Source organism: Ruegeria sp. HKCCA6837 (assembly GCF_013034475.1).
Taxonomy (GTDB): domain Bacteria; phylum Pseudomonadota; class Alphaproteobacteria; order Rhodobacterales; family Rhodobacteraceae; genus Ruegeria.
In genome coordinates this window covers 151,913-174,009 of the sequence record NZ_WQGD01000006.1, presented here as the reverse complement: position 1 = coordinate 174,009, position 22,097 = coordinate 151,913, and the positions used below count along the sequence as shown (strand labels likewise).

Below are 22,097 nucleotides of genomic sequence, written 5' to 3'. Positions count from 1 at the left end.
AACGCGTATTCTCGCCCGAAAAAGAACGGAAGTACCAAAAAATGGCAGCGACTTGAACACAAGCGGTAAACGCCATTTGAAAAAGGGATACGCCCCCCGAAAATCTATGGCATGTTAACTGAATAACCGGGAGGGACATCAAAATGGCTATTCGGCAAACGCAAGGGCGGGCACGCCTGTATGACAGCATTCTCGATACAGTAGGCGACACGCCTTGCATCCGGGTCAATCGGATCGTGCCAGAACATGTGACCGTCTATGTGAAGTTCGAAGCGTTCAATCCCGCCGGTTCGGTCAAGGACAGGCTGGCGCTGAATATCATCGAAGCAGCGGAACGCGACGGGCGATTGAAACCGGGTCAGACAGTTGTCGAGGCAACCTCGGGCAATACCGGCATCGGCCTTGCCATGGTTTGCGCGGCCAAGGGCTATCCGCTGGTTGTAACGATGGCAGAAAGTTTCTCGGTCGAGCGGCGCAAGCTGATGCGCTTTCTGGGGGCCAAGGTCGTTCTGACCCCCAAGGCGCAGAAAGGGTTTGGCATGTACACCAAGGCCAAGGAACTGGCCGAGGAAAACGGGTGGTTTCTGGCCAGCCAGTTCGAAACCTCTGCCAATGCCGATATCCATGAGAACACGACCGCGCGGGAAGTTCTTGCAGATTTCGAAGGGCAGCGACTGGACTACTGGGTGACCGGATACGGAACCGGCGGTACGGTTTCCGGTGTATCTCGCGTCCTGCGGAAGGAACGGCCGGAGACAAAGATCATCCTGACCGAACCAGCCAACGCCGCAATTGTGTCATCGGGGTACACCAACACCCGCAACGAGGATCATCAGCCGACCGAGAGCCACCCGAATTTCGAACCGCACCCGATTCAGGGATGGACGCCGGACTTCATTCCCTGGGTCCTGCAGGAAGCCATAGACAACGAATATTACGACGAACTGACCCCTGTGCCCGGACCCGAAGGGATCGCGTGGTCACGCCGACTTGCCTCGGAAGAAGGTATTTTTACCGGAATCTCGGGCGGGTCGACCTTTGCCGTCGCAATGAAGATGGCCGAATCCGCGCCAGAGGGATCCGTTTTTCTGGTCATGCTGCCGGACACTGGCGAGCGTTATTTGTCGACCCCTTTGTTCGAAGGCATCGAAGACGACATGACAGAAGAAGAATATGCGATTTCGGCGTCAACGCCCTCAGCGCAGATGAGCGCAGACTGACGTTCTGCGCGTTCAGGTATCGATATCCAGTGCCAGCGCGTGAATGCGGGGCACGATATCGCCCAAGGCATTGTGAACCGCACGATGACGGGCGACACGATTTTGCCCTTCGAAGGCGGCGGCGCGAATGCGGACGTTGAAGTGGCTTTCACCACCATCCTGATAGCCCGCGTGGCCGCGGTGGCTTTCGCTGTCATCGATCACCTCAAGCTCGCGCGGGTCAAAGGCAGCTTGCAGGCAGGTTCGGATCTCGTCAGTCACGCTCATTTTTTCGCTCAGCGGTAAAAATTTTACCGCCCCCCTCTTCTACTTTCGGCTGCTTAGATTAAACTGCTGCCTCCGAGTCGAAAAGATGCGTTCGTGAGGATTGAGAGCATGGCGAAGTCAGACCCCTTCGGATTTGATATGTCCGTTTCCAGCGCCAAGAAAAAGAACCCGCGCGGGCGCCGGGGCATGTCAGGCGCGTCCGAGACGTCAGTCCGGATCTGTGATCATGAGGGCTGCAACGAGCCGGGCAAGTTCCGCGCACCCAAGGCACCGGATGTGCTGGATGATTTCTTCTGGTTCTGCCAGCAGCATGTGCGCGAATATAACCAAAAGTGGAACTTCTTCGACGGTACCACCGAGGCCGAACTGAACGCGCAGCGATCAAAGGACAAAGTGTGGGAACGTGAGACCAAGCCGATGGGCGACCCCGAGGCCCGTGCCTGGGCCCGTCTGGGCATTGAGGACCCGCATCAGGTGCTGGGTGCCAACAGCACGCAGAACAAAGGCCGCACTTCGGGTGGTGGTGGCCGGCGCCTGCCCCCCACCGAACGCCGAGCAATCGAGATTCTGGAAGCCAATGACAGCTGGTCCAAGGCAGAGGTGCGCAAGGCCTACAAGAAGTTGATCAAGGTTTTGCACCCGGACATGAATGGCGGTGATCGCTCGCAAGAAGAACAGCTGCAAGAGGTCGTCTGGGCCTGGGACCAGATCAAGGACAGCCGGAACTTCAAATAAATCTGCGACCCGACAGCTGTGGCTTTGTGTGTACACTGCCCGGCCCGATTGCGATCAAGCTCACTGGAAACCTTGTTCAATTCCCGCAATAGTGGTGGAGTTTGAACACGGGTATTAACGGAGCAGCCGCTGTGCGTATGCCATACCTCCTTTTGCTTTTTTCGCTGGGCGTTTATTTCGCGGCCCCGTTTCTTCCGCCTGAATTCGCGTTCGCCCGAGAACTGAGCCTGCTATTCATTGTCATCAGCCTGATTTGGGGGCTGCGCGCGTGGCTCAGGTGGCGCAAAGCAAACACATGGATCATCGTGGACGGGTCCAACGTGATCCATTGGAAAGAGGGTAAGCCGGATCTGGGCACATTGCGGCTGGTGCTGTCGGCGCTGAAGACGGCCGGGTTCAAACCGGGTGTCGTATTCGATGCAAATGTCGGCTATAAGCTCGACGGCGAATACATGAACGACCGGGCGCTGAGCCGCGCTTTGGGTCTGCGTACCAAGCAGGTCATGATCGCACCCAAAGGAACGCCGGCGGATCCTTTGATTTTACAAGCGTCGCGGGACAGCAAGGCACGCATTATCACAAATGACCGGTTTCGGGATTGGGTGGACGAGTTTCCGGATGTTTTGAAAGCGGATCGCCTCGTGAAAGGCGGCTTTCGTAACGATGAGCTTTGGTTTTCGCTATGAGTAGGTGACCGTCGTTTCAAAGCTAAAGTTTGCGCGCGGTGCTGTGACGTACTTTATGTGGCGCCCTCATTTCAAATTGATGGTAGTCGATCTAGAGAAGCAAACTTTGCACTAACTTGCTTGACCGCGGTGTAGATCAGTAAATGGCAGGGCTTTCTCCGCAAGCTTAACTTATTATTACAAGTGCTTCCCAACGCTTCAAGCAACTCAGGCGAGTTTGTGAGGGCACTGTCGAGCGATCACTTAATTCCGAAAATAGCGTTAGCAACTCTTTTACGTCTTCGCGGTGGAAGGATTTCAGCGCTATATCACCCAGAAATAAACTTTCAGTTGGCAAACCGTTGGACATCAGTATTGCGTGGCGACAGCAAGCAATGTGGTAGTACGTGACTGGCTCATTGAAATGAACCTGACGAATGGTTTTGTCGTTCACCAGATGGATTGCTGCGGCAAAGACTCTAGGCTCTCCGTACAGAAGTTCTGCGCGCCATCCTTCCAGAACAATTCTGTGTTGCGGAGATACGTACAAATCGCGGTGAGGAATGCCTTCTCCCAACGCTCCCTTTTGGATACAAACGGGGTGCAATTGAGGGTTGCGCCTCAAATCCTCCGCGCTCAGGGTCTTTTCTCCAATCCACTCAATGGGCAGCAGATCACCACTGGAAAGGCGCACTTTATCCCCAACTGACAGTTCCTCGACAGCGCAATACCCTTTTTCGGTCGCTATCATAGTGCCCTTCACGAAACACGGCACAGTTCCAGCCGGAAGCGCGACGGTCGCTATAAGAGAGTCGTTATTCCCATTACCAGGACCCGTAGACGCGAATATTTCGACGGTCAGCTGCGTGTTGGGAGGAATGACGACACCGGGGGTGAGGTCAACAGTTAAAACCCCGCTCGACGAAATCGAAACAGAATAATCTGAAGGGTTCAATCCCCCTGTCCCCGTAACAACAACATTCCATGAAGCTCCGGCCTTGGTCGCGGTGTATTGTTGCATAACCGAAGACGACCCACTGGGGATTGCGATCGAAGAGGGGCCTAGAATTGTTAGCGCCATTTGAGCTTTTTTCCGTTAGCCAACACCGAGAGCCGATTATGCATCAACATATCGTCGATTTAACCCATTATATTTTATTATTGCAATGTTGATATGTTTGGTGGCTTTACGGCTGCGCGCCTCAAAGGCAAAACGTCCCTTTTTTGGTTTGAGCCGTAAGTCACGAGCCTCGGCGCGCTATGCCGATAAGGCCAGTTTCAAAGAAACATCCCCTCAGCGTTTCCGCGCTGCCTCTTTCCCTTGCCCTTGCCCGCAATATGTTGCACCACACACGGGTTCAGACCCAGCAAGACGGGCCACAGGATAAGGACAAGACGAATGGCTGACGGATCGATCGACGTAAACGCGAAACCCACCGAAGATATCTCGGTCCGCGACGTATTCGGCATTGATACGGAAATGAAGGTCAAAGGCTTTGCCGAGGCCACAGACCGCGTCCCGGCCATCGACCCTACCTATAAGTTTGATCCTGAAACGACCTTGGCGATCTTGGCGGGCTTTTCCCACAACCGTCGTGTAATGATCCAGGGCTATCACGGCACTGGCAAATCGACCCATATCGAACAGGTTGCAGCGCGTTTGAACTGGCCTGCTGTGCGTGTGAACCTGGATAGCCATATCAGCCGGATCGACCTAATCGGCAAAGACGCAATCAAGCTGCGTGACGGCAAGCAGGTGACTGAATTCCACGAAGGTATCCTGCCCTGGGCGCTGCGCAATCCGGTCGCCATCGTGTTCGACGAATATGATGCGGGTCGCGCGGACGTGATGTTCGTAATCCAGCGTGTTCTGGAGCATGACGGCAAGCTGACCTTGCTGGACCAGAACGAGATCATCACGCCGAACCCGAACTTCCGCCTGTTTGCCACCGCCAACACCGTTGGTCTGGGCGATACTACGGGCCTCTATCATGGCACACAGCAGATCAACCAAGCCCAGATGGACCGTTGGTCACTGGTCTCGACACTGAACTACCTCAGCCACGATGCCGAAACGATGATCGTGCTGTCGAAAGCGCCGCACTATAACACGGCTGAAGGTCGCAAAACCGTTAGTCAGATGGTCACTGTGGCCGACCTGACCCGGACTGCGTTTATGAATGGCGATCTGTCGACTGTCATGAGCCCCCGTACGGTAATCAACTGGGCACAGAACGCCGAGATTTTCCGCGATGTCGGCTATGCTTTCCGCCTGTCCTTCCTGAACAAGTGTGACGAGCTGGAGCGTCAGACCGTAGCCGAGTTCTATCAGCGCTGCTTCGACGAAGAGCTGCCGGAAAGCGCGGCAAGCGTAAGCTTGGGGTAATCCGCTGGAGTTCGCCCGTTAACGGGCGCAATGCCTCCGGCGGAGGTATTTTTAGCCAGATGAAGGCGGATCCGGTTTCTCTGTCGGTAGAAATCGGATCTGCAATGTGAAAGGCTTGGGGACATGGCACAGAAGAACGACAACCCTGCTGATCCGTTCAAGAAGGCTTTGGCCGAGGCAACCAAGGTCATGGCCGATGACCCCGAGCTGTCCGTAACCTATACGGTTGATCCTTCGGGCATGTCCGGCGAGGCGATGCGTTTGCCTCAGGTTTCGCGCCGGATGACGCGCGAAGAGGTGCTTCTGGCACGCGGCACAGCCGACGCTCTGGCCTTGCAGCGCAAATATCACGACGATGCCACTCATGCGCGCTATGCGCCTCCGGGGGATATGGCGCGTGACCTCTATGAGGCGATGGAGACCGCCCGCTGCGAAGCGATGGGCGCACGGGATATGCCCGGCACCGCCAGCAATATTGACGTCAAGATCGGACATGAGGCGATCCGGCGCGGCTATGACCAATGCAAGCAGCCTGCCGATGCACCTCTGGCTGTGGCAGCAGGCTATCTGATCCGGCACTTGGCCACCGGGCGCGATCTGCCGCCTGCGGCCGAGAACATCATGAACCTTTGGCGCGGTTTCATCGAGGAACAGGCCGGAGGCACGCTGGAGAATCTGGACGAGATTCTTTCGGACCAAGCCGAGTTTGCCAAATTTGCCCGTCAGGTGATCAAGGATCTGGGCTATGGCGACCAGCTTGGGGATGACCCCGATGAGCTGGACGAAGAACAGGAAGACCAGGCCGAGGAAGACGCCGAGGAACAACCCGATCCCGATAGCACCGGTCAGGATGACCAGGACGAGCAGGACGCCGATGCGACCCCTGAGCAAAGCCAGGAAGAGCAGCAGGATCAATCTCAGGCTCAGGTCTCGATGGACGAGATGGCCGAGGATGAGTTGGGCGATGAGGCGGAGATGCCTGAAGGGGAAGCGCCGCTGGAGCCGCCTGCACCGCCTCCTGCATCTGAAGCTGACCCGGATTACCGCGTATATCTGGACACTCATGATGAAGAGATCGCAGCCGAGGATCTGGCAGAACCAGCGGAATTGGAACGGTTGCGGGCCTATCTGGATCAGCAGCTCGAACCATTGAAAGGGGCGGTTTCACGTCTGGCTAACAAACTGCAGCGCCGCCTTCAGGCACAACAGAACCGATCTTGGGAGTTCGACCGCGAAGAAGGCATTCTGGATGCCGGCCGATTGGCCCGCGTAGTTGCTAACCCGACCACGCCGCTGAGCTTTAAGGTCGAGAAAGATACCGAATTCCGTGACACCGTGGTGACGCTGCTGTTGGACAACTCGGGATCAATGCGCGGGCGTCCTATTTCCATAGCGGCAATCTGCGCGGATGTTCTTGCGCGGACGCTGGAGCGCTGCAACGTAAAAGTCGAGATTCTGGGCTTTACCACGCGGGCGTGGAAAGGTGGTCAGGCGCGTGAAGCGTGGTTGAACGATGGTCGACCGCAGCAACCCGGACGCCTGAATGACCTTCGACACATCATCTACAAGGGCGCGGATGCGCCCTGGCGGCGCGCACGACCAAATCTGGGCCTGATGATGAAAGAGGGGCTTCTGAAGGAAAACATCGACGGTGAGGCCTTGGAATGGGCGCATCGTAGGATGCTGGCGCGGCGCGAGGCGCGCAAGATCCTTATGGTCATTTCGGATGGTGCTCCGGTCGATGATTCCACGCTGAGCGTGAATCCGGCCAACTATCTTGAAAAGCATCTGCGCGACGTGATCGCCATGGTCGAAAAACGCAAGATGGTCGAGCTGTTGGCAATCGGGATCGGTCATGACGTGACCCGCTATTATGACCGCGCCGTGACAATCACCGATGTGGAGCAGTTGGCAGGTGCGATGACCGAACAACTGGCGGCCCTGTTCGACAGTGATCCGCGTGCACGGGCGCGTGTGATGGGGATGCGAAAGGCCAGCTGAGGCTGGCTTTGCCTCCGGCGGGCGTGTTTTTCCAAAAGATGAAGCGCCAATGGGCCATCAGGTACCGGGACGCTGATCTGGACATTTTTCCAATTGCACCTCAGGGTCTGCCGGAAACGCAGCAAATGAGGCCCTTCATGTTCCAATCCTTTCAAGTGACTGCTCGCCCGGAACAGGGCCCTCCGCGACTGGCAGCTCTGCGGGATGAGATCGCACAGGCAGGTTTGGACGGGTTTCTTATCCCGCGCGCGGACGCACATCAGGGGGAGTACGTAGCGCCACATGATGAACGTTTGGCTTGGTTGACAGGCTTTACCGGCTCGGCCGGTTTTTGTGTCGCCCTGAGCGATGTCGCGGGAGTTTTTATTGACGGTCGGTATCGTACACAGGTCAAGGCGCAAGTGGCCGAGGATTTCACGCCGGTGCCCTGGCCCGAGATCAGTCTGAGCACTTGGTTGAAAGAGCAACTGCCAGATGGCGGCAAAGTTGGGTTTGACCCCTGGCTGCACGCGGCAGGTCAGATTTCCAGTACGATGCGCGAATTAGACGGCACAGGTATCGAACTGGTACGGTGTGACAACCTTGTGGACCGGATCTGGGCAGATCAGCCCGCCCCGCCGATGAACCCTGTCAAGTTGCATCCGATTGAGTTCGCCGGGGAATCGGCCGACAGCAAGATTTCTCGTCTGGCCGCGGGGTTGCATCGGGACGGGAACCTAGCGTCAGTGACCACTCTGCCAGACTCGATCATGTGGCTGCTGAACATTCGCGGATCGGACATTGCCTATAACCCCGTGGCCCATGGGTTTGCTGTGCTGCACGCGGTTGGCAGGGTTGATCTGTTCATGGCAGAGGAAAAGCTGGCGGAGGTTCGCGATCACCTGGGATCAAACGTCGCTATCCATGACCCGCGCACCTTCCTGGATGCTGTAGCGGCATTGAAAGGACCGGTGCAGGTGGATGACGCCACGCTGCCTCAGATCGTGGCGGATGCGTTGGGCGACGCGATGACAGAGGGTGGCGATCCTTGCGCCCTGCCCAAAGCTTGCAAAAACCCTGCCGAAATCGCTGGCAGCACCGAGGCGCATTTGCGCGATGCGGTGGCTGTGATTGAGACCTTGTGCTGGTTGGACGGACAGACCCCTGGCAGCGTGACCGAAGCGCAAGTGGTCACGCGTCTGGAAGAGAACCGGCGCAAGGACAATGCGCTTCAGGATATCTCGTTCGACACCATCGCAGGGACCGGGCCGAACGGTGCGATCATGCATTACCGCGTGACCGAAGAAACTGATAGCCGTTTGGAAAACGGTCATATTCTGGTGTTGGACAGCGGCGGGCAATATCTTGACGGCACCACCGATATCACGCGAACCATTGCCATCGGTAACGTCGGCGCAGACGAGAAAATCTGTTTCACACGTGTGCTGAAAGGCATGATCGCCATGTCGATGCTGCGCTGGCCCGCTGGGCTTGCAGGCCGGGACATAGAATGCGTGGCCCGCACACCGTTATGGGCTGCGGGTCAAGACTTCAATCATGGGGTCGGCCATGGGGTCGGTGCGTATCTGAGTGTGCACGAGGGACCCCAACGCCTTTCAAAAGTAAGCCATGTACCGCTCAAGCCCGGTATGATCCTATCGAACGAGCCCGGATACTATCGCGAAGGTGCCTTTGGCATCCGCATTGAAAACCTTGTCGTGGTAGAAGAGGCACCAGCCCTGCCCGGCAGCGACGCAGAGCGCGCAATGCTGAACTGGCGCACCCTGACCTTTGTGCCGATTGACCGCAGGTTGATCCTGGTGGATATGTTGACGCCTGATGAACGCGACTGGCTGAATGCCTATCACCGCGACGTGGCGGAAAAGATCCGCCCAAGGCTGGGACATGACGCGCAACTGTGGTTGGATGCCGCAACAGAACCGGTCTGACACAGGACTGTTACATAGAACGGGCAGAGGAGAGGCCCAAATACGACGAGGGAAGGAATAGGAATGACTAAGATCACGATCCAAAAAGCGCCGGGCAAATGGAGCGTCCGCTCGGGCGGTGCGATTCTGGGCGAGACGAATAACGCTCTGGAACTGCACGAAGGCGACAAGGATCCGGTGATTTACTTCCCGCGTGGCGATATCGCGATGGCGTTCTTGGATAAGACCGACAAGGTGACCCATTGCCCCCTCAAGGGCGACGCGACGCATTTCTCAATCGTCAACAAGTCATCTGTGACTGAAAACGCGGTCTGGAGCTATGAGGACCCGATCCCGGACGTGGCCGAAATCAAGGGCCATTTGGCGTTTTATCCGGTCGATTCCGTGAAGGTGGAACAGATTTAGAATAGCCCGCTGAACGTCGAGAGGTGCCAGCGGTCGAATGCTGGCTTTAGGGATGACTTCGGCGGGAGACTAGCTGACTTTGACCAGATTCTGGCATCCGGAAAGCAGACTATGTCACGCAAAATCACCCGACGATGCTTTCAGAATCCTTTGTTAGCGCCGAGAAATCTGAACCTGTGCGACAAATCAAACGATCAAGGGCTTTCGCTTCGCGCGACCGGATCGGATTCTTGTTCAGCAGCGCTGCGGCGCGTGATCTCTTGTCGAATTAAGCCTATATGCAGTCGCGCGTCATACGCACCTTGACGGTAAGCAAGCGGCAAGTTGAGATTGGCAATGTTTGCATCCAGCTCTTCGATACTTTTCGCCACCGCGTTTAAATCGCTTTGTGTCCGGGCTTGTGCCAATTCTTCCTCTAGCGCTGCGATCCGCTGATAAAACCGCCACACGCGACGTTTCTGAAACCACACATATCCGGATGGAACGATCCGCAAAAGCGGTGCAAGGAAAAGCAAGGGCAATAGTAATAGAAGAACACGGCCAAACTGAGCAGCAATCCAATAAGGTAAAACGGCATGCAAAAAATTTGGGCCGGTATTTATCAATTCTTCAGCAACTTTGTTTAACGGAGCGGGCGGAGACTCGGTTTTCGGGTATTCCCTTGCACCTTGCAGAATGCCGGGCTGACCATGGATGATCTTTGCAGCAGCAACCAAACGATCTGCAACTGCCGGATGCAGATCAGGGCCGCCAATCATTGACGCTCTCAATGCCAAAATCTTTACGTCTTCTGGGGGTCTTGGCGGGTCAAGAGTGATCGACCCGGCAGGCACGGTCACCGAACTTGCCCCTTCTAGCTTCAGTGCAAGCGCATCGACTAAAGTCATAGGGACGAATTCTATATTGGGGTCAAAAATCGCGTCCATGAGATAAGGCGCATCAAGAGGCGCGACAAACAATGCGGCATCGGCTTTGCCGGTGTAGAGCGCATCGATGGCATCCAAGCCACCTGCATCCACTAGCGTGATGCCGGTATCTTTATGCCCCGCCGCTTCTATCAGGGCGATCGCAGCCGCACGGGTTCCGGACCCCTCTGTTCCTGCTGCAAGTCGGATGCCGTCCCATTCCCCTGCATTGCCGCCAATTGGGCCGGGTTTTCCTTGAAACACCACCATTGGTTCAAGAAAAATGGCACCCAATGATTGCAAGCCGCTTTCCTGAGGAAGATCCAGACCACCTTGAACAAACGCGACGTCGACTTCACCGGAAACAAGTTTTTCGATGTTTTCTACAGAACCTGCGGTCTCAACCAAATCGATTTGAATGTCGTCGCGTGCAAGTTCTGCTTTGTATAGTTGCCCAATCTGCCAATAGCCCCCTCCGTTAACTCCGGCCGCAAGCCTAATGCTACTGGGTGGTTTCAATCCAAGAATCAAAAACGCAATCAACCCAACAAACAGAATGGGAAGAAGAACAAAGATGAGTACGCGCATGAATTCTCACACTCAGATGATCCGAACTGCTCCTTAAACCTCGCTTGTCCGCATTCTCCGCGTCAACGAAAATCAATCTAACTGAGCAGCGAATGACACGTTGGCCCCAAAGCCTGACGGCTATTTGGCTAAATACAAAACAGCACCTGTTGTTGCACTAAAGCCAATTTGCCCGGTGGCTTAATATGAAAAAACTCATCAATCAAAGAAGATGGTACCAGCTTGAACTTAGCCAGGAGGCTTGCAACTGGATCCACCTCACACATCTGTGGAATGCATGTGAGCTGCAGAACGGGCACACTGGCCACCGGATATCGCCGGAGGCTTTCATGTCGATTTCACGTCGCAGTTTTGCAGGGATGATCGGGGCTGGTGCGTTCGCCCCCATTGCAGTGTGGGCGCAAGAGGATCCTGTGCTTGAGGCATTGCGCAGCACGCTAGATGGGCGCCGCACCGCGTTTGAGGCGCAGATGGCTTACCTCAGGGATCGCGGCCAACTGGACGTTGTTCCTGGGTTGTTGACCGCGATGCGCTATGCAGATCGCCGACGGGACGAGATTATCGAGGTGATGGAGGCCCTGACCGGGCAGAGATTTGGGAATGACTGGTTCGAGTGGATGCTGTGGCAAGAACGGAACCCGCAGATTGTCCCCCACCCTTCGCTGATCCCATTCAAACGCGAGGTGCTGCTGCGGATCGATCCGAATTTCGATGTGTTCCTACAGCCAGAATACCTGCAACGCGACCGGATGAAGATCCGGTTGGAAGAAATCGCATGGGGCGGGGTGCATAAGGATGGCATACCATCTTTGGACAACCCTACCCTGATCTCGGCATCGAATGCCGGGTATCTGAAAGGCGACGATCTTGTGTTTGGCGTGGCCATCAACGGGGATGAACGCGCATATCCGTTGCGGATCATGGGCTGGCACGAGATGTTTAACGAAGTGATCGGTGGCGTACCCGTAGCGCTGGCATATTGCACGCTCTGCGGGTCCGGCATTCTTTTTGAAACGCAAGTGGCGGGACGGCGAAAGCCGTTCATTTTCGGTTCGTCAGGGTTCCTCTATCGGTCGAACAAGCTGATGTTTGACCGCGAGACACATTCGCTGTGGAACCAATATACCGGCAAACCTGTTGTGGGTTCCTTGGTAAATAGCGGGATCACATTGAAACAGCGCCCGGTTGTGATCACTACGTGGGACAGCTGGAAGACCTCGCACCCTAAAACGCGCGTCCTTTCGCTGAACACCGGGCATCGGCGCAACTATGGGTCGGGCGTTGTCTATCGAGACTACTTCGCCTCAAGCGAGTTGATGTTCCCGGCTGTGGTGGACCAGTCCAGACATCGGCAAAAGGACTACATTTTTGCCGTCCGTCAGTTCGGGGCAGCGCGGGCCTGGCCGCTGAGTGCGTTCAAGAGCAAACCGGTGATCAACGACGCCATCACCCAAACGCGGCTGGTTCTGATCGGAGATCCAAAGGAACGCAGCGTGCGCGCCTATGAGCGTAAAAGCCATTCTTTCAAAGCAACGCAAAGCGGTTTGCAAGATAGCGCAGGACAAAGCTGGACCGTGACTGAAGACGCGTTGATCGGACCAGATGGCAAGCGCCTGTCTCGTGTTGCAGGCCATATCTCGTACTGGTTTGCATGGGACAACTACCTGGGCGATGCTGCCAGTATTTATGGTGGGTAACGCCTAGGAGTGCTCCTCGGCGGCCGTGGCGGCAAGCGCTCTGTTGTAAGCCTTGAGCGCGTCAACGTGATACAGCGCCCCGACGGGTGTTTCAGTGCCATCGTCTTCCAGAACAATGACTGGAATGCAGGGGATGTCGTCGCGGTCGAAATAAGGCATTGCAGCTTCCAGCGTTGCGCTTGCCTGAACGCACAAGCCTTGTTCAATCAGCCCTTGGGCCTCTTCCTTGGTGATCGAGCGCGGGTCGCCTATGGGGCGCATCACGACCCCGGCGCGTAACATTGCCAAAAGATACGCCTGCGGTCCGGCGGCAAGGTGGACATCACGGCGCTCTAACTGTGTAAGGAAGAAAGACCGGTCCACCAGACGCGAGGCCAATGCCGTGGACATGGACACAGTTACCATAACTGCAAGACCAATCTGCCAGTCCCCGGTCAGTTCAAAGACGATCAAGGTGGTCGAGATCGGCGCGCCCAATACCGCCGCGGCCACGGCCCCCATTCCCGCAAAGGCATAAAGCGTGTGTGTACCAGACACATCCGGCAGCAACCCGGTGGCAATCAGACCAAAAGCCAGCCCGGTCAGCGCCCCAATCATCAACGAAGGTGAGAACACGCCCCCACCCATACGACCACCCATCGTGATCGCGACGGCCACCGTTTTCAGGACGGCGAACAGTATCGCGGTGGTCAGAACCAAATCACCAGTCAGCGCGCGGATCGTGGTTTCGTACCCCACGCCGATGATGTGCGGAAACCAAATCGCCAAAAGACCCAGCATCGCACCAGATACTGCTGGGCGCAGCCAACCGGGAATGGAAAGACGGTTCTGAATATGGCTGCCGATATCCTCGGCAAAAAAGATCGACCGCATCAGCAACAATGCGACAAAGCCGCAGATAAGGCCCAGGATCAGGAAAGCCGGAAGCTCGACATAAAATTGCAGCGACCCCGGCGTATCCAGAGTGAACTCTGTAACATCGCCATATTCCAACCGGTTGATCACAGTCCCCGCGACCGAGGCGATGACGATCGGAGCAAACGCGTGCACGGCGAAATGGCGCAACACAACCTCAAGCGCGAACAAAGCACCGGCGATGGGGGCGTTAAAGCTGGCTGAAACAGCGGCGGCAACGGCACAGCCCAACAGGTCGCGACCCGTGATCCCATCCGCGTGGATGCGATTGCTGACCCACGTGGAAATCACCCCGGCCATATGCACCACCGGACCTTCGCGACCCGTTGATCCGCCCGAGCTGAGCGTGATCAGCGACGCGAAGAACGAGGCGATGCCCGCCTTGACCTCGACCCGTCCGTCGGTGACCGCAGAGCCTTCGATCACATCGGCCACGGACCTTACACGCCCGTCATTGGTGAACCGGTTCAGGATGACACCCACAACCAGACCACCGATGATGGGAATAATCAGAACCATGAACCACGGAAGTTTCTCGGCATGACTGTGCAGCAGCAGAATGTCATCGGTGTCATAGAGGTAAGCCTGCAAAGCCCGGATAGCTTTGCGAAAGCCAAGCGCCATGAACCCTGCCGCGATACCGATGGCCAGTGCGATGAACCAAAACTGGATCTGGCTTGGCCCCCGGCGCAGCATCACCCGCCACGCATCCTTGATCGCGGCCAGAGCCTGATTGAACTGGTTGCGCAGAACGGTGCGGGTCGATTGGGTCATTGGCCCTCGGGGATCATCTCTTAACCCTTAGTAAGCCACGGAGCGTCCATATAAAAGTGAGATAGCGACAGTGTGAGCACCGTTTCGCGCCATAGGCGTGTTAAGCCTGCAGCAAAGCCCGGGCAGCGGCGCGGGCTTCCTCGGTGATTGTATCGCCTGCCACCATGCGCGCGATCTCATCCACTCGGTCCGGTTCGGCCAAGGGAATAACAGTGGATAGTGTTTGTCCCTCTGTCACCTGTTTCTGCACGCGCCAATGATGCGCGGCACGGGCGGCGACCTGGGGGGAATGGGTGACAACCAGCACCTGTCCGCCCTGCGCCAAGGACGCCAGCCTGCGCCCGACCGCATCGGCTGTGGCGCCGCCAACGCCCCTGTCAATCTCGTCAAAGATCATCGTGCGCGCGCTGTCATCGCCAGTTAGACAAACCTTGAGCGCCAGCAAAAAGCGGCTGAGTTCACCGCCCGATGCAATCTTGTTCAAAGGACCGGCCGGAGCGCCGGGATTGGTCGCCACAGTGAACGCCACTGCGTCAGCGCCTTCGGGGCCCGGCTCTGCCAAAGTGAGTTCGGTTTGGAATACGGCGCGTTCCATCTTGAGCGGGGCCAGTTCAGTCATGACGGCAGCATCCAGCCGCCCAGCAGCCGCCTTGCGGGCTGCGCTCAGCTCGGCAGCGGCGGTGTCATAAGCGTCCTGCGCCGCGTTCAAGGCTGCACGTTTGTCCGCCAGATCGGCGTCACCCGCCTCCAGCCGATTCAACCGGTCGCGCAAAGTGTCGGCAAATGTTCCCAGATCATCCGGCGAAACATCATGCTTTCGCGCCTGTGCGCGGATGGCAAACAGGCGTTCCTCAGCCCGCTCCAGTTCCGCCGGGTTGAAATCCAGCGCCTGAAGGCAGGCATTCACGCCATCCTGCGCCTCGCCCAGTTCAATCATTGCCCGCCCCAGTGCCGCAATCGGATTCTCCAATTGACCGCCCGCGTTGTCGGAAACGCCCTCCAGCCAGCGGATAGCGTCGGACATCGCCCCTTCGGCCCCATCGCTGGACAGCAATTCAAAGGCGCGGGCGACATCATCACGGATACGCTCGGCCCCTTGCATCATCCGTCGACGGGCATCCAGTTCGGCGTCCTCGCCCGGTTGCGGATCAAGCTGGTCCAATTCGGCCACGGCATGGCGCAGGAATTCTTCTTCGCTGCGGACAGCGGCCAGTGCGGCCTCGGTTTCGGCTAGTGCCTTGCGTGTGCGTGACATCTCGGTCCAGGCCGCACGCACTCTGGCCAAGTGATCCGAAACACCGGCGAAGTCGTCCAGCATCGCCCGATGGCCACGGGGATTCAGCAACCCACGATCGTCATGCTGGCCGTGCAATTCGATCAAAGTTTCAGACAGCGCACGCAACACGTCGCCCGAGCAGCGTCGGTCATTGACCCAAGCTGTCTTGCGCCCTTCAGCACTGTTTACCCGGCGCAAGATCAGTTCTTCGCCACCCGGCAAACCAGCTTCGGCCAGAATCGCATGAGCGGGATGGTCGGCGGATAGTTCAAACTCGGCGACGACCTCGCCCTGTGCTGCACCCTGCCGCACCAATTCGGCCCGTCCGCGCCAGCCCAACACGAAACCCAACGAGTCCAGAAGGATCGACTTGCCCGCCCCGGTTTCCCCCGTCAATGCATTCAGGCCCGGCTGGAATGTCAGTTCCAACCGGTCAATGATCAGCATGTCGCGGATATCCAGGGCGCGCAGCATCGGGTCTTTACCATCCCACGCCAGAAGCCATGGCGATTACAACCACTCACCCTTGATGGTCTGACGATAGATCGTGCTGAGCCAGTTGTTACCACGGCTCTTGAGATCGAGACCGCGAGACGTCAGCAGCTTATATGCGTCGTCATACCATTCCGAAGACTGGTAGTTGTATCCAAGAATGGCACCAGCCGTCTGCGCTTCGTCCAACAGACCAAGGGACAGGTAGGCTTCGACTAGACGATAGAGTGCTTCGGCAGTGTGAGAGGTGGTCTGGAAATCTTCAACGACCACACGGAATCGGTTGATTGCCGCGATGTAATGATCCTGACGCAGGTAATAGCGCCCGATCTCCATTTCTTTGCCTGCCAGATGGTCGAAGGCAAGGTCAAACTTCAGAACGGCCGATGTGGCGTATTCGCTGTCAGGATAAACCTCGATCACAGTGCGCAATGATTGCAGCGCCTGGAACGTCAAACCCTGATCGCGGCCAACCTCATCGATTTGGTCATAATAGCTGAGCGCCAGCAGGTATTGCGCGTAGGCTGCATCTTCATCCGTGGGGTAGAAGTCGATATATCGCTGCGCAGCGGCCCGGCTTTCTTCATAGTTCTTATCCGTATGGAAGGAAAACGCCTGCATGATCAGCGCGCGTTTGGCCCAATCGGAATAAGGATACAGGCGTTCGACTTCCGAGAAATACCACGCGGCATCGTCCGAGCGATTCTGCGACAGTTCATATTCACCACGGGTGTAGATCTGTTCCGGCGTGAACCCTTCAAGGTTCTGGCTCCGGTCAGCGCCCCTGTTGCCGAAAAGGCCGCCCCCATTACCACACGCCGCCAAAACTGCTGTCAGAAGAATCGCGCCTGCGAATCTGACTGCCGCTTTGCTGCCAACCATACCGCCCATCCTTGTCGTCTTACTTAATGGGGATCGCCCCGAATTGAGCCATGGTCTAGCACAGAAAATTCCGGTGCAAAACGCCTTATGCAACATCTGGCGCAAATGTCGTCAGAGTTGATCAGCCTAGGCGACTTCGGGAATTTCGTTTACGATCAACCCCTGCCCTGGCAAACGCGCGGCTTGTTGCGGTGTACACAGCACCGGACGCACCGCACCCGGCGTTTCGAACAGGTTGCGCAGCAAGGTGTTGGTCAAAGAATGGCCTGACTTGTTACCAGTGAAGTGGCCCAGAATCGGACCACCTGCCAGATAGAGATCGCCCAGAGCATCCAGCATCTTGTGACGCACAGCTTCGTCGGCGCGGCGGAAACCACCCGGGGTCAGAACTTCGTTCCCCTGAACGACAACAGCGTTGTCCAGCGTACCGCCCAAGGCCAGCCCGTTGGCGCGCATGGCTTCAACATCGGTTCGACGGCAGAATGTACGGCAATCGCTGAGTTCGCGTGCAAAAGAACCGTTGCGCATATCCAGCGTTTTAGTCTGGCTGCCGATAGCGGTGTCTTCAAAATCGATGTGGAAATCGATGATCAATCCGTCGGCGGGAACGATACTGGCATCCGCGCCTTCGCGCGACGCGGTCACGGGCTTTAGAACCTCATAGGCCAGAACCGGGCTGGCTTGACGGCGCACGCCTTTTGCCATGATCCCGCGCACGAAGTCGATCGAAGACCCGTCCATGATCGGCACTTCGGGACCGTCAATCTCGATCAACGCGTTATGAACACCACATCCGGCCAATGCGGCCATGATATGTTCGATAGTCGAGACTGATACGCCTGAGTCATTCACAAGGCGAGTGCAGAGCGGGGAACGCTCGACTGCATGGTAGATTGCAGGGATCATTGCATCGCCCAGATGAATATCCGTCCGCTTGAACCAAATTCCATGCCCCGCCGCAGCGGGTTTGAGAACCATGGTTGCAGGTTGGCCGCCATGCAGTCCAACGCCTTTGAACGTGACCGGAGATTTGAGCGTATGTTGCAAAATGGACCTCGGTGAGCAGTGTCCAGCCTGCGAGGGCTGTGTTGGACACTCAGTTAAGGAAGCCTGCGTCAAGGCTCAACTCACTCTTTGCAACCGAATGAAACATGTATGTAACAGATCGGCAAAACCCTGCTTACATATTCGTAAACCACCATTTTTAAAAGATAAAGGGCCGCTAAGAAGCGGCCCGGTGAGTGGATTTTGTTACCGCGATCAGTTGGCTTGACGGCGTAGGAAGGCAGGAATTTCAATGCGATCCTGTTCCGGGTCGGCCTCATCATGGGCCGGTGCGGTGGCTTCGGACTGACGCATAACGGGCTGCTGACGCGCTGCTTGCGCCGGTGTATCCGAGGCATGGCCAGTCATTCGGTCGATCAGGCGATTGAAGCCAAAACGCGAGCGTTCTTCAGTTTCAGGCTGCGAAACAGCCTCGGGCTGACGCGGTGCAGCCGGACGCTGCGGTGCGGATGGAACCTTTTGTACAGCCGCCTGTAGACGCTGCAGCGCCTCGGGCGACGGAGTACCAGCGGCATGGCCACGCGGGACGACAAAGCTTTCGGGCGCGGGTTCGACATGTTCGGGCTGCGGCTCGAACTCAGCGACGCGCGGCTGGTAGGCTGGCGGCGGCAGATCATCCTCTTCCCGCTCGTCTCGCGGCTGGAACTGCGGTTGCGCAGGCTCTTCCGCTGCCTCAAACAGCGAAGGTTCACGAGGCTCTTCCATCTGAGGCGCAGCTTCTACCATTTCGGCCGCAACAGGTGCGTCTTCCTGAATGTGCTCTTCCGCCGAAACGGTGCGTGTCAGCGGCTCGGACATTGACCGACGCGCAACAGGTACATCCACGGATTTTTCGCTGGCGTCGATGCCGGTCGCAACGACCGATACACGCATGCCGCCTTCCATGGCTGTATCCAGCGTCGATCCGACGATGATGTTTGCTTCGGGGTCCACTTCTTCGCGAATGCGGTTGGCCGCTTCGTCCAGTTCGAACAGGGTCAGGTCGTGGCTGCCGGTGATGTTGATCAGCACGCCCTTTGCACCTTTGAGGCTGATCTCGTCCAGCAGCGGGTTGGCAATGGCTTTTTCTGCCGCTTGAACCGCACGATCTTCGCCGGTTGCCTCGCCGGTTCCCATCATCGCCTTGCCCATTTCGTCCATCACGGCACGAACATCGGCAAAATCGAGGTTGATTAGGCCCGGACGAACCATCAGGTCCGTCACGCCCTTAACACCTTGATACAGTACGTCGTCTGCCATCGAGAAAGCCTCGGTAAAGGTGGTTTTCTCATTGGCCAGGCGAAACAGGTTCTGGTTGGGGATAATGATCAGCGTGTCGACAACCTGCTGCAGCGCTTCAACACCGTCTTCGGCCTGACGCATCCGCTTCGCCCCTTCGAACTGGAAGGGTTTGGTGACAACACCCACCGTCAGCACGCCCAGCTCTCGGGCGGCTTGTGCGATGATCGGTGCGGCGCCGGTGCCAGTGCCCCCGCCCATGCCGGCGGTGATAAAGCACATATGCGCGCCCGCCAGATGATCGACGATTTGTTCGATGCTTTCTTCGGCGGCTGCGGCCCCTACAGTCGGTCGAGCCCCTGCCCCCAGACCTTCGGTGACCTTTACGCCCAATTGTACGCGTGCCGACGATTGGCTTTGCTGCAGCGCTTGCGCGTCGGTGTTGGCTACCACAAAGTCGACACCGTCCAGCTGTTTCTCAATCATGTTATTTACGGCGTTCCCGCCTGCGCCGCCAACGCCAAATACTGTAATCCGAGGCTTCAGTTCGTCGTGCCCGGGCATCGAAAGATTCAATGTCATGCTCTGTCCGCCTGTATTTATGTCCCGCCAAAGCGGTGTTTTTCTTACCTATCCTTTGTCGATTCTAGCCGGATGATGCGAAAAGGTCACGTCAAAAATCGCGTTTTGCCACAAAATATGGAGGAAATAAGGCATCAACCGGCGGCATTTCGCAGGCTGTGCCAGATATAGCGAAAACGTTGGCGACCATCACAAGACACCCAGCAGGCCGCGAAGGTTTATTCCCCCTTCACGCTCTGACTAGCCGTCAATTACACTGCGGAAAACTGCTCAGGTCCTGCCGCGAGACCTCTGACGGGCCCTGTGGATATCTTGAGGGATAAATCAGCGCACCGCAACCGGATTTTTCAACTGGTCGGGGCATTTGGACAGTTCAGGCTGCTTTCCGTGATGCTGCCCACCTCTTGGATTTCTCCGTCAGCGAACGAGGCGAGCCTGACCATCAGGCGACCTTCGTGCAAAAAGGGCCACCAACACACAGGAATCCCATCCGGGTCGTTGTCATAGAGAAAACAGATTTGACCGTGTGGCGTGGTAATCTGTCCATAGACACAGCCCTGCCCTTCTTCACGCCAGACCGAGACGCGGCGGTTCAGAAATTGCTCGGTCCCGACAAGATCACCGCTGCGAATCTCGTAGAATGTAAGCGTCTTGCCGACTGCAGCGTCCAGAAACGCGTCCGGTGTGATGATGCTTTGGGCCATGACCCCACCGGGCAGCAGGGCAGCGCACAGCGCGGCCCTTCGCAAGTGCTTACCAGTTGTCACGGAACCACCGCACTGCGCGTTTGAACGGGCGCGCGGCATAGGTGTCGACAGGGATCTCGAAATCCCACCACTCATCCTGAGGATGGGCCGCAAACAGGCTGAGACCCACAGCAGAAGAGAAAGCAGGGCCTGTCGCTGATTGCGGCAAGCCATGCACACGCAAAGGCCGTCCCAGGCGCACGCGCTGCCCAAGAATGCGGGTGGCAAGCCCGTCCAGCCCCATGATCTGGCTACCGCCCCCGGTCAGAACAATCTGTTGGCTTGGCATATGATCGAACCCGGCGGCGTCTAGACGAACGCGGACCTCTTCCAGAATCTCTTCGACGCGCGGGCGCATGATACCGATCAGTTCGGCCCGGCTGACAGTGCGACGGTCATGTTCCCAGTCGCCCGTATCGCCACCGATATCAATCATATCACGGTCATCGGCCCCGGTTGCATGCACGCCCCCATTAAAGGTCTTGATCCGTTCAGCCACGGCTGCTGGAACGCCCAGACCCATCGAGATATCGCTGGTTACATGATCTCCACCCATACCGACGCAATCCGCGTAGATCATGTGCTTCTTCATGAAGATCGACACGCTGGTTGTACCACCGCCCATGTCGATACAAGCCGCGCCCAGTTCCTGCTCATCCTCAACCAATGCCGAGATGCCCGAGACATAGGCTGAGTTGGCAATACCCGCCAGCTCCAAATCACAGCGCTTGATACAACGCACAATGTTCTGGATCGCCATCGCGTCGACGGTCAGCATATGCATATCGACCGCAAGGCTCTGGCCCAGTTGCCCACGCGGATCAATCAGGCCCGAACGGTTGTCCAGCGCAAAGTTCACCGGTTGCGCGTGCAGCACCTCGCGCCCCTCGCCGTAATCGGGCACGTCACAGGCATTCAAAACGCGGCCGACCTCGGCTTCGGTCACAAGCTGACCGTCAAGGTCTACCTGCGCGTCCAACCCGTAAGACCGTGGGTTGGCCCCCGAGAAACACGCAATGACGTGATCGACACGAATATCCGCCATCTTCTGCGCTGCCTGCAGTGCGGTACGGATGGCGCGTTCAGTTTCCTGCATGGCGGTGACTTCACCGAATTGCACACCGCGAGAGCGCGTGGTCGCCGCGCCAATGACGCGGAACCCGGTTTGACCGGCCATCGAGCCGATAGTGTTGTCTTCACTCAGCCGACCCGTGCCATCAAAACGCAAAACAAGGCAAGCAATCTTGGAGCTGCCTACATCCAGAATTGCGATGACACCGCGTTGCAATGCCTGCCGCCGCATCTGACGCATGGCGCGTTGGGACTGATAAAGATCGGTCATCATGGTCG

Annotated in this window: 18 protein-coding genes; 8 read left to right on the top strand and 10 right to left on the bottom strand. The window is 57.1% G+C overall.

Annotated features, from left to right (window positions below; translation table 11 throughout):
- Nucleotides 1-143 precede the first annotated feature (143 nt).
- Complete coding sequence (locus GOV91_RS11035) at nt 144-1,220, top strand: PLP-dependent cysteine synthase family protein (RefSeq protein WP_171175263.1); 1,077 nt, start codon at nt 144-146, stop codon at nt 1,218-1,220.
- 12 nt (nt 1,221-1,232) lie between these two features.
- On the opposite strand, the gene GOV91_RS11030 is transcribed toward GOV91_RS11035, so the two are convergent.
- A complete protein-coding gene (locus GOV91_RS11030) occupies nt 1,233-1,487 on the bottom strand; it encodes a BolA family transcriptional regulator (protein WP_171235539.1) in 255 nt (84 codons plus the stop codon).
- A gap of 108 nt (nt 1,488-1,595) precedes the next feature.
- Between GOV91_RS11030 and GOV91_RS11025 the strand changes: the two genes are divergently transcribed.
- Nucleotides 1,596-2,222, top strand: a complete 627-nt coding sequence (locus GOV91_RS11025) for a J domain-containing protein (RefSeq protein ID WP_171175272.1) — start codon at nt 1,596-1,598, stop codon at nt 2,220-2,222.
- 137 nt (nt 2,223-2,359) lie between these two features.
- On the top strand, nt 2,360-2,908 hold the full coding sequence (locus GOV91_RS11020) for a hypothetical protein (RefSeq protein ID WP_171175275.1): 549 nt from the start codon (nt 2,360-2,362) through the stop codon (nt 2,906-2,908).
- A gap of 166 nt (nt 2,909-3,074) precedes the next feature.
- Here the strand turns inward: GOV91_RS11020 and GOV91_RS11015 are convergent, their stop codons facing one another.
- Nucleotides 3,075-3,908 carry a Hint domain-containing protein gene (locus GOV91_RS11015; RefSeq protein WP_171235538.1) on the bottom strand — a complete coding sequence of 278 codons (834 nt, stop codon included), beginning with the start codon at nt 3,906-3,908 and terminating at the stop codon, nt 3,075-3,077.
- Between the two features lie 378 nt (nt 3,909-4,286).
- Here GOV91_RS11015 and cobS point away from each other — a divergent pair, with 378 nt between their 5' ends.
- From cobS to GOV91_RS10995, 4 genes are all read left to right on the top strand, one after another.
- Nucleotides 4,287-5,273 (top strand): cobaltochelatase subunit CobS, encoded by a 987-nt coding sequence (cobS, locus tag GOV91_RS11010; RefSeq protein WP_171175278.1) that lies wholly within the window; start codon nt 4,287-4,289, stop codon nt 5,271-5,273.
- Between the two features lie 123 nt (nt 5,274-5,396).
- Entirely contained in the window at nt 5,397-7,274 is a 1,878-nt protein-coding gene (gene cobT, locus GOV91_RS11005; protein WP_171235537.1) for a cobaltochelatase subunit CobT, read from the top strand.
- A gap of 137 nt (nt 7,275-7,411) precedes the next feature.
- Nucleotides 7,412-9,202: an aminopeptidase P family protein gene (locus GOV91_RS11000; protein WP_171235536.1), complete on the top strand. Its 1,791-nt coding sequence runs from the start codon at nt 7,412-7,414 to the stop codon at nt 9,200-9,202.
- A gap of 63 nt (nt 9,203-9,265) precedes the next feature.
- Nucleotides 9,266-9,607: a DUF427 domain-containing protein gene (locus tag GOV91_RS10995; RefSeq protein ID WP_171175282.1), complete on the top strand. Its 342-nt coding sequence runs from the start codon at nt 9,266-9,268 to the stop codon at nt 9,605-9,607.
- Nucleotides 9,608-9,801: 194 nt separating this feature from the next.
- Here GOV91_RS10995 and GOV91_RS10990 read toward each other — a convergent pair whose 3' ends face one another.
- The gene (locus GOV91_RS10990; protein WP_171235535.1) at nt 9,802-11,055 is read right to left on the bottom strand and encodes a TAXI family TRAP transporter solute-binding subunit; all 1,254 of its coding nucleotides are present in this window, start codon (nt 11,053-11,055) and stop codon (nt 9,802-9,804) included.
- 374 nt (nt 11,056-11,429) lie between these two features.
- On the opposite strand from GOV91_RS10990, the gene GOV91_RS10985 reads away from it, so the two are divergent.
- Entirely contained in the window at nt 11,430-12,797 is a 1,368-nt protein-coding gene (locus tag GOV91_RS10985; protein WP_171235534.1) for a DUF3179 domain-containing protein, read from the top strand.
- 3 nt (nt 12,798-12,800) lie between these two features.
- Here GOV91_RS10985 and GOV91_RS10980 read toward each other — a convergent pair whose 3' ends face one another.
- The 7 genes from GOV91_RS10980 to ftsA all read right to left on the bottom strand — a co-directional run bounded on the left by GOV91_RS10980 (nt 12,801) and on the right by ftsA (nt 22,089).
- Nucleotides 12,801-14,486, bottom strand: coding sequence for a chloride channel protein (locus GOV91_RS10980; RefSeq protein WP_171175288.1), 1,686 nt, complete (start codon nt 14,484-14,486; stop codon nt 12,801-12,803).
- Nucleotides 14,487-14,586: 100 nt separating this feature from the next.
- The gene (recN, locus tag GOV91_RS10975) at nt 14,587-16,236 is read right to left on the bottom strand and encodes a DNA repair protein RecN (protein WP_171235533.1); all 1,650 of its coding nucleotides are present in this window, start codon (nt 16,234-16,236) and stop codon (nt 14,587-14,589) included.
- 36 nt (nt 16,237-16,272) lie between these two features.
- A complete protein-coding gene (locus tag GOV91_RS10970) occupies nt 16,273-17,136 on the bottom strand; it encodes an outer membrane protein assembly factor BamD (protein WP_171175292.1) in 864 nt (287 codons plus the stop codon).
- A 126-nt stretch (nt 17,137-17,262) separates the two neighbouring features.
- Nucleotides 17,263-18,183 (bottom strand): UDP-3-O-acyl-N-acetylglucosamine deacetylase, encoded by a 921-nt coding sequence (gene lpxC, locus GOV91_RS10965; protein WP_171235532.1) that lies wholly within the window; start codon nt 18,181-18,183, stop codon nt 17,263-17,265.
- A 213-nt stretch (nt 18,184-18,396) separates the two neighbouring features.
- Nucleotides 18,397-20,001, bottom strand: a complete 1,605-nt coding sequence (gene ftsZ, locus GOV91_RS10960) for a cell division protein FtsZ (RefSeq protein ID WP_171235531.1) — start codon at nt 19,999-20,001, stop codon at nt 18,397-18,399.
- A 347-nt stretch (nt 20,002-20,348) separates the two neighbouring features.
- Nucleotides 20,349-20,768: a hypothetical protein gene (locus GOV91_RS10955; protein WP_171235530.1), complete on the bottom strand. Its 420-nt coding sequence runs from the start codon at nt 20,766-20,768 to the stop codon at nt 20,349-20,351.
- Nucleotides 20,755-22,089 carry a cell division protein FtsA gene (gene ftsA, locus GOV91_RS10950; RefSeq protein ID WP_171235604.1) on the bottom strand — a complete coding sequence of 445 codons (1,335 nt, stop codon included), beginning with the start codon at nt 22,087-22,089 and terminating at the stop codon, nt 20,755-20,757. Before ftsA ends, GOV91_RS10955 begins: the two co-directional genes overlap by 14 nt.
- Between the last annotated feature and the right edge of the window lie 8 nt (nt 22,090-22,097).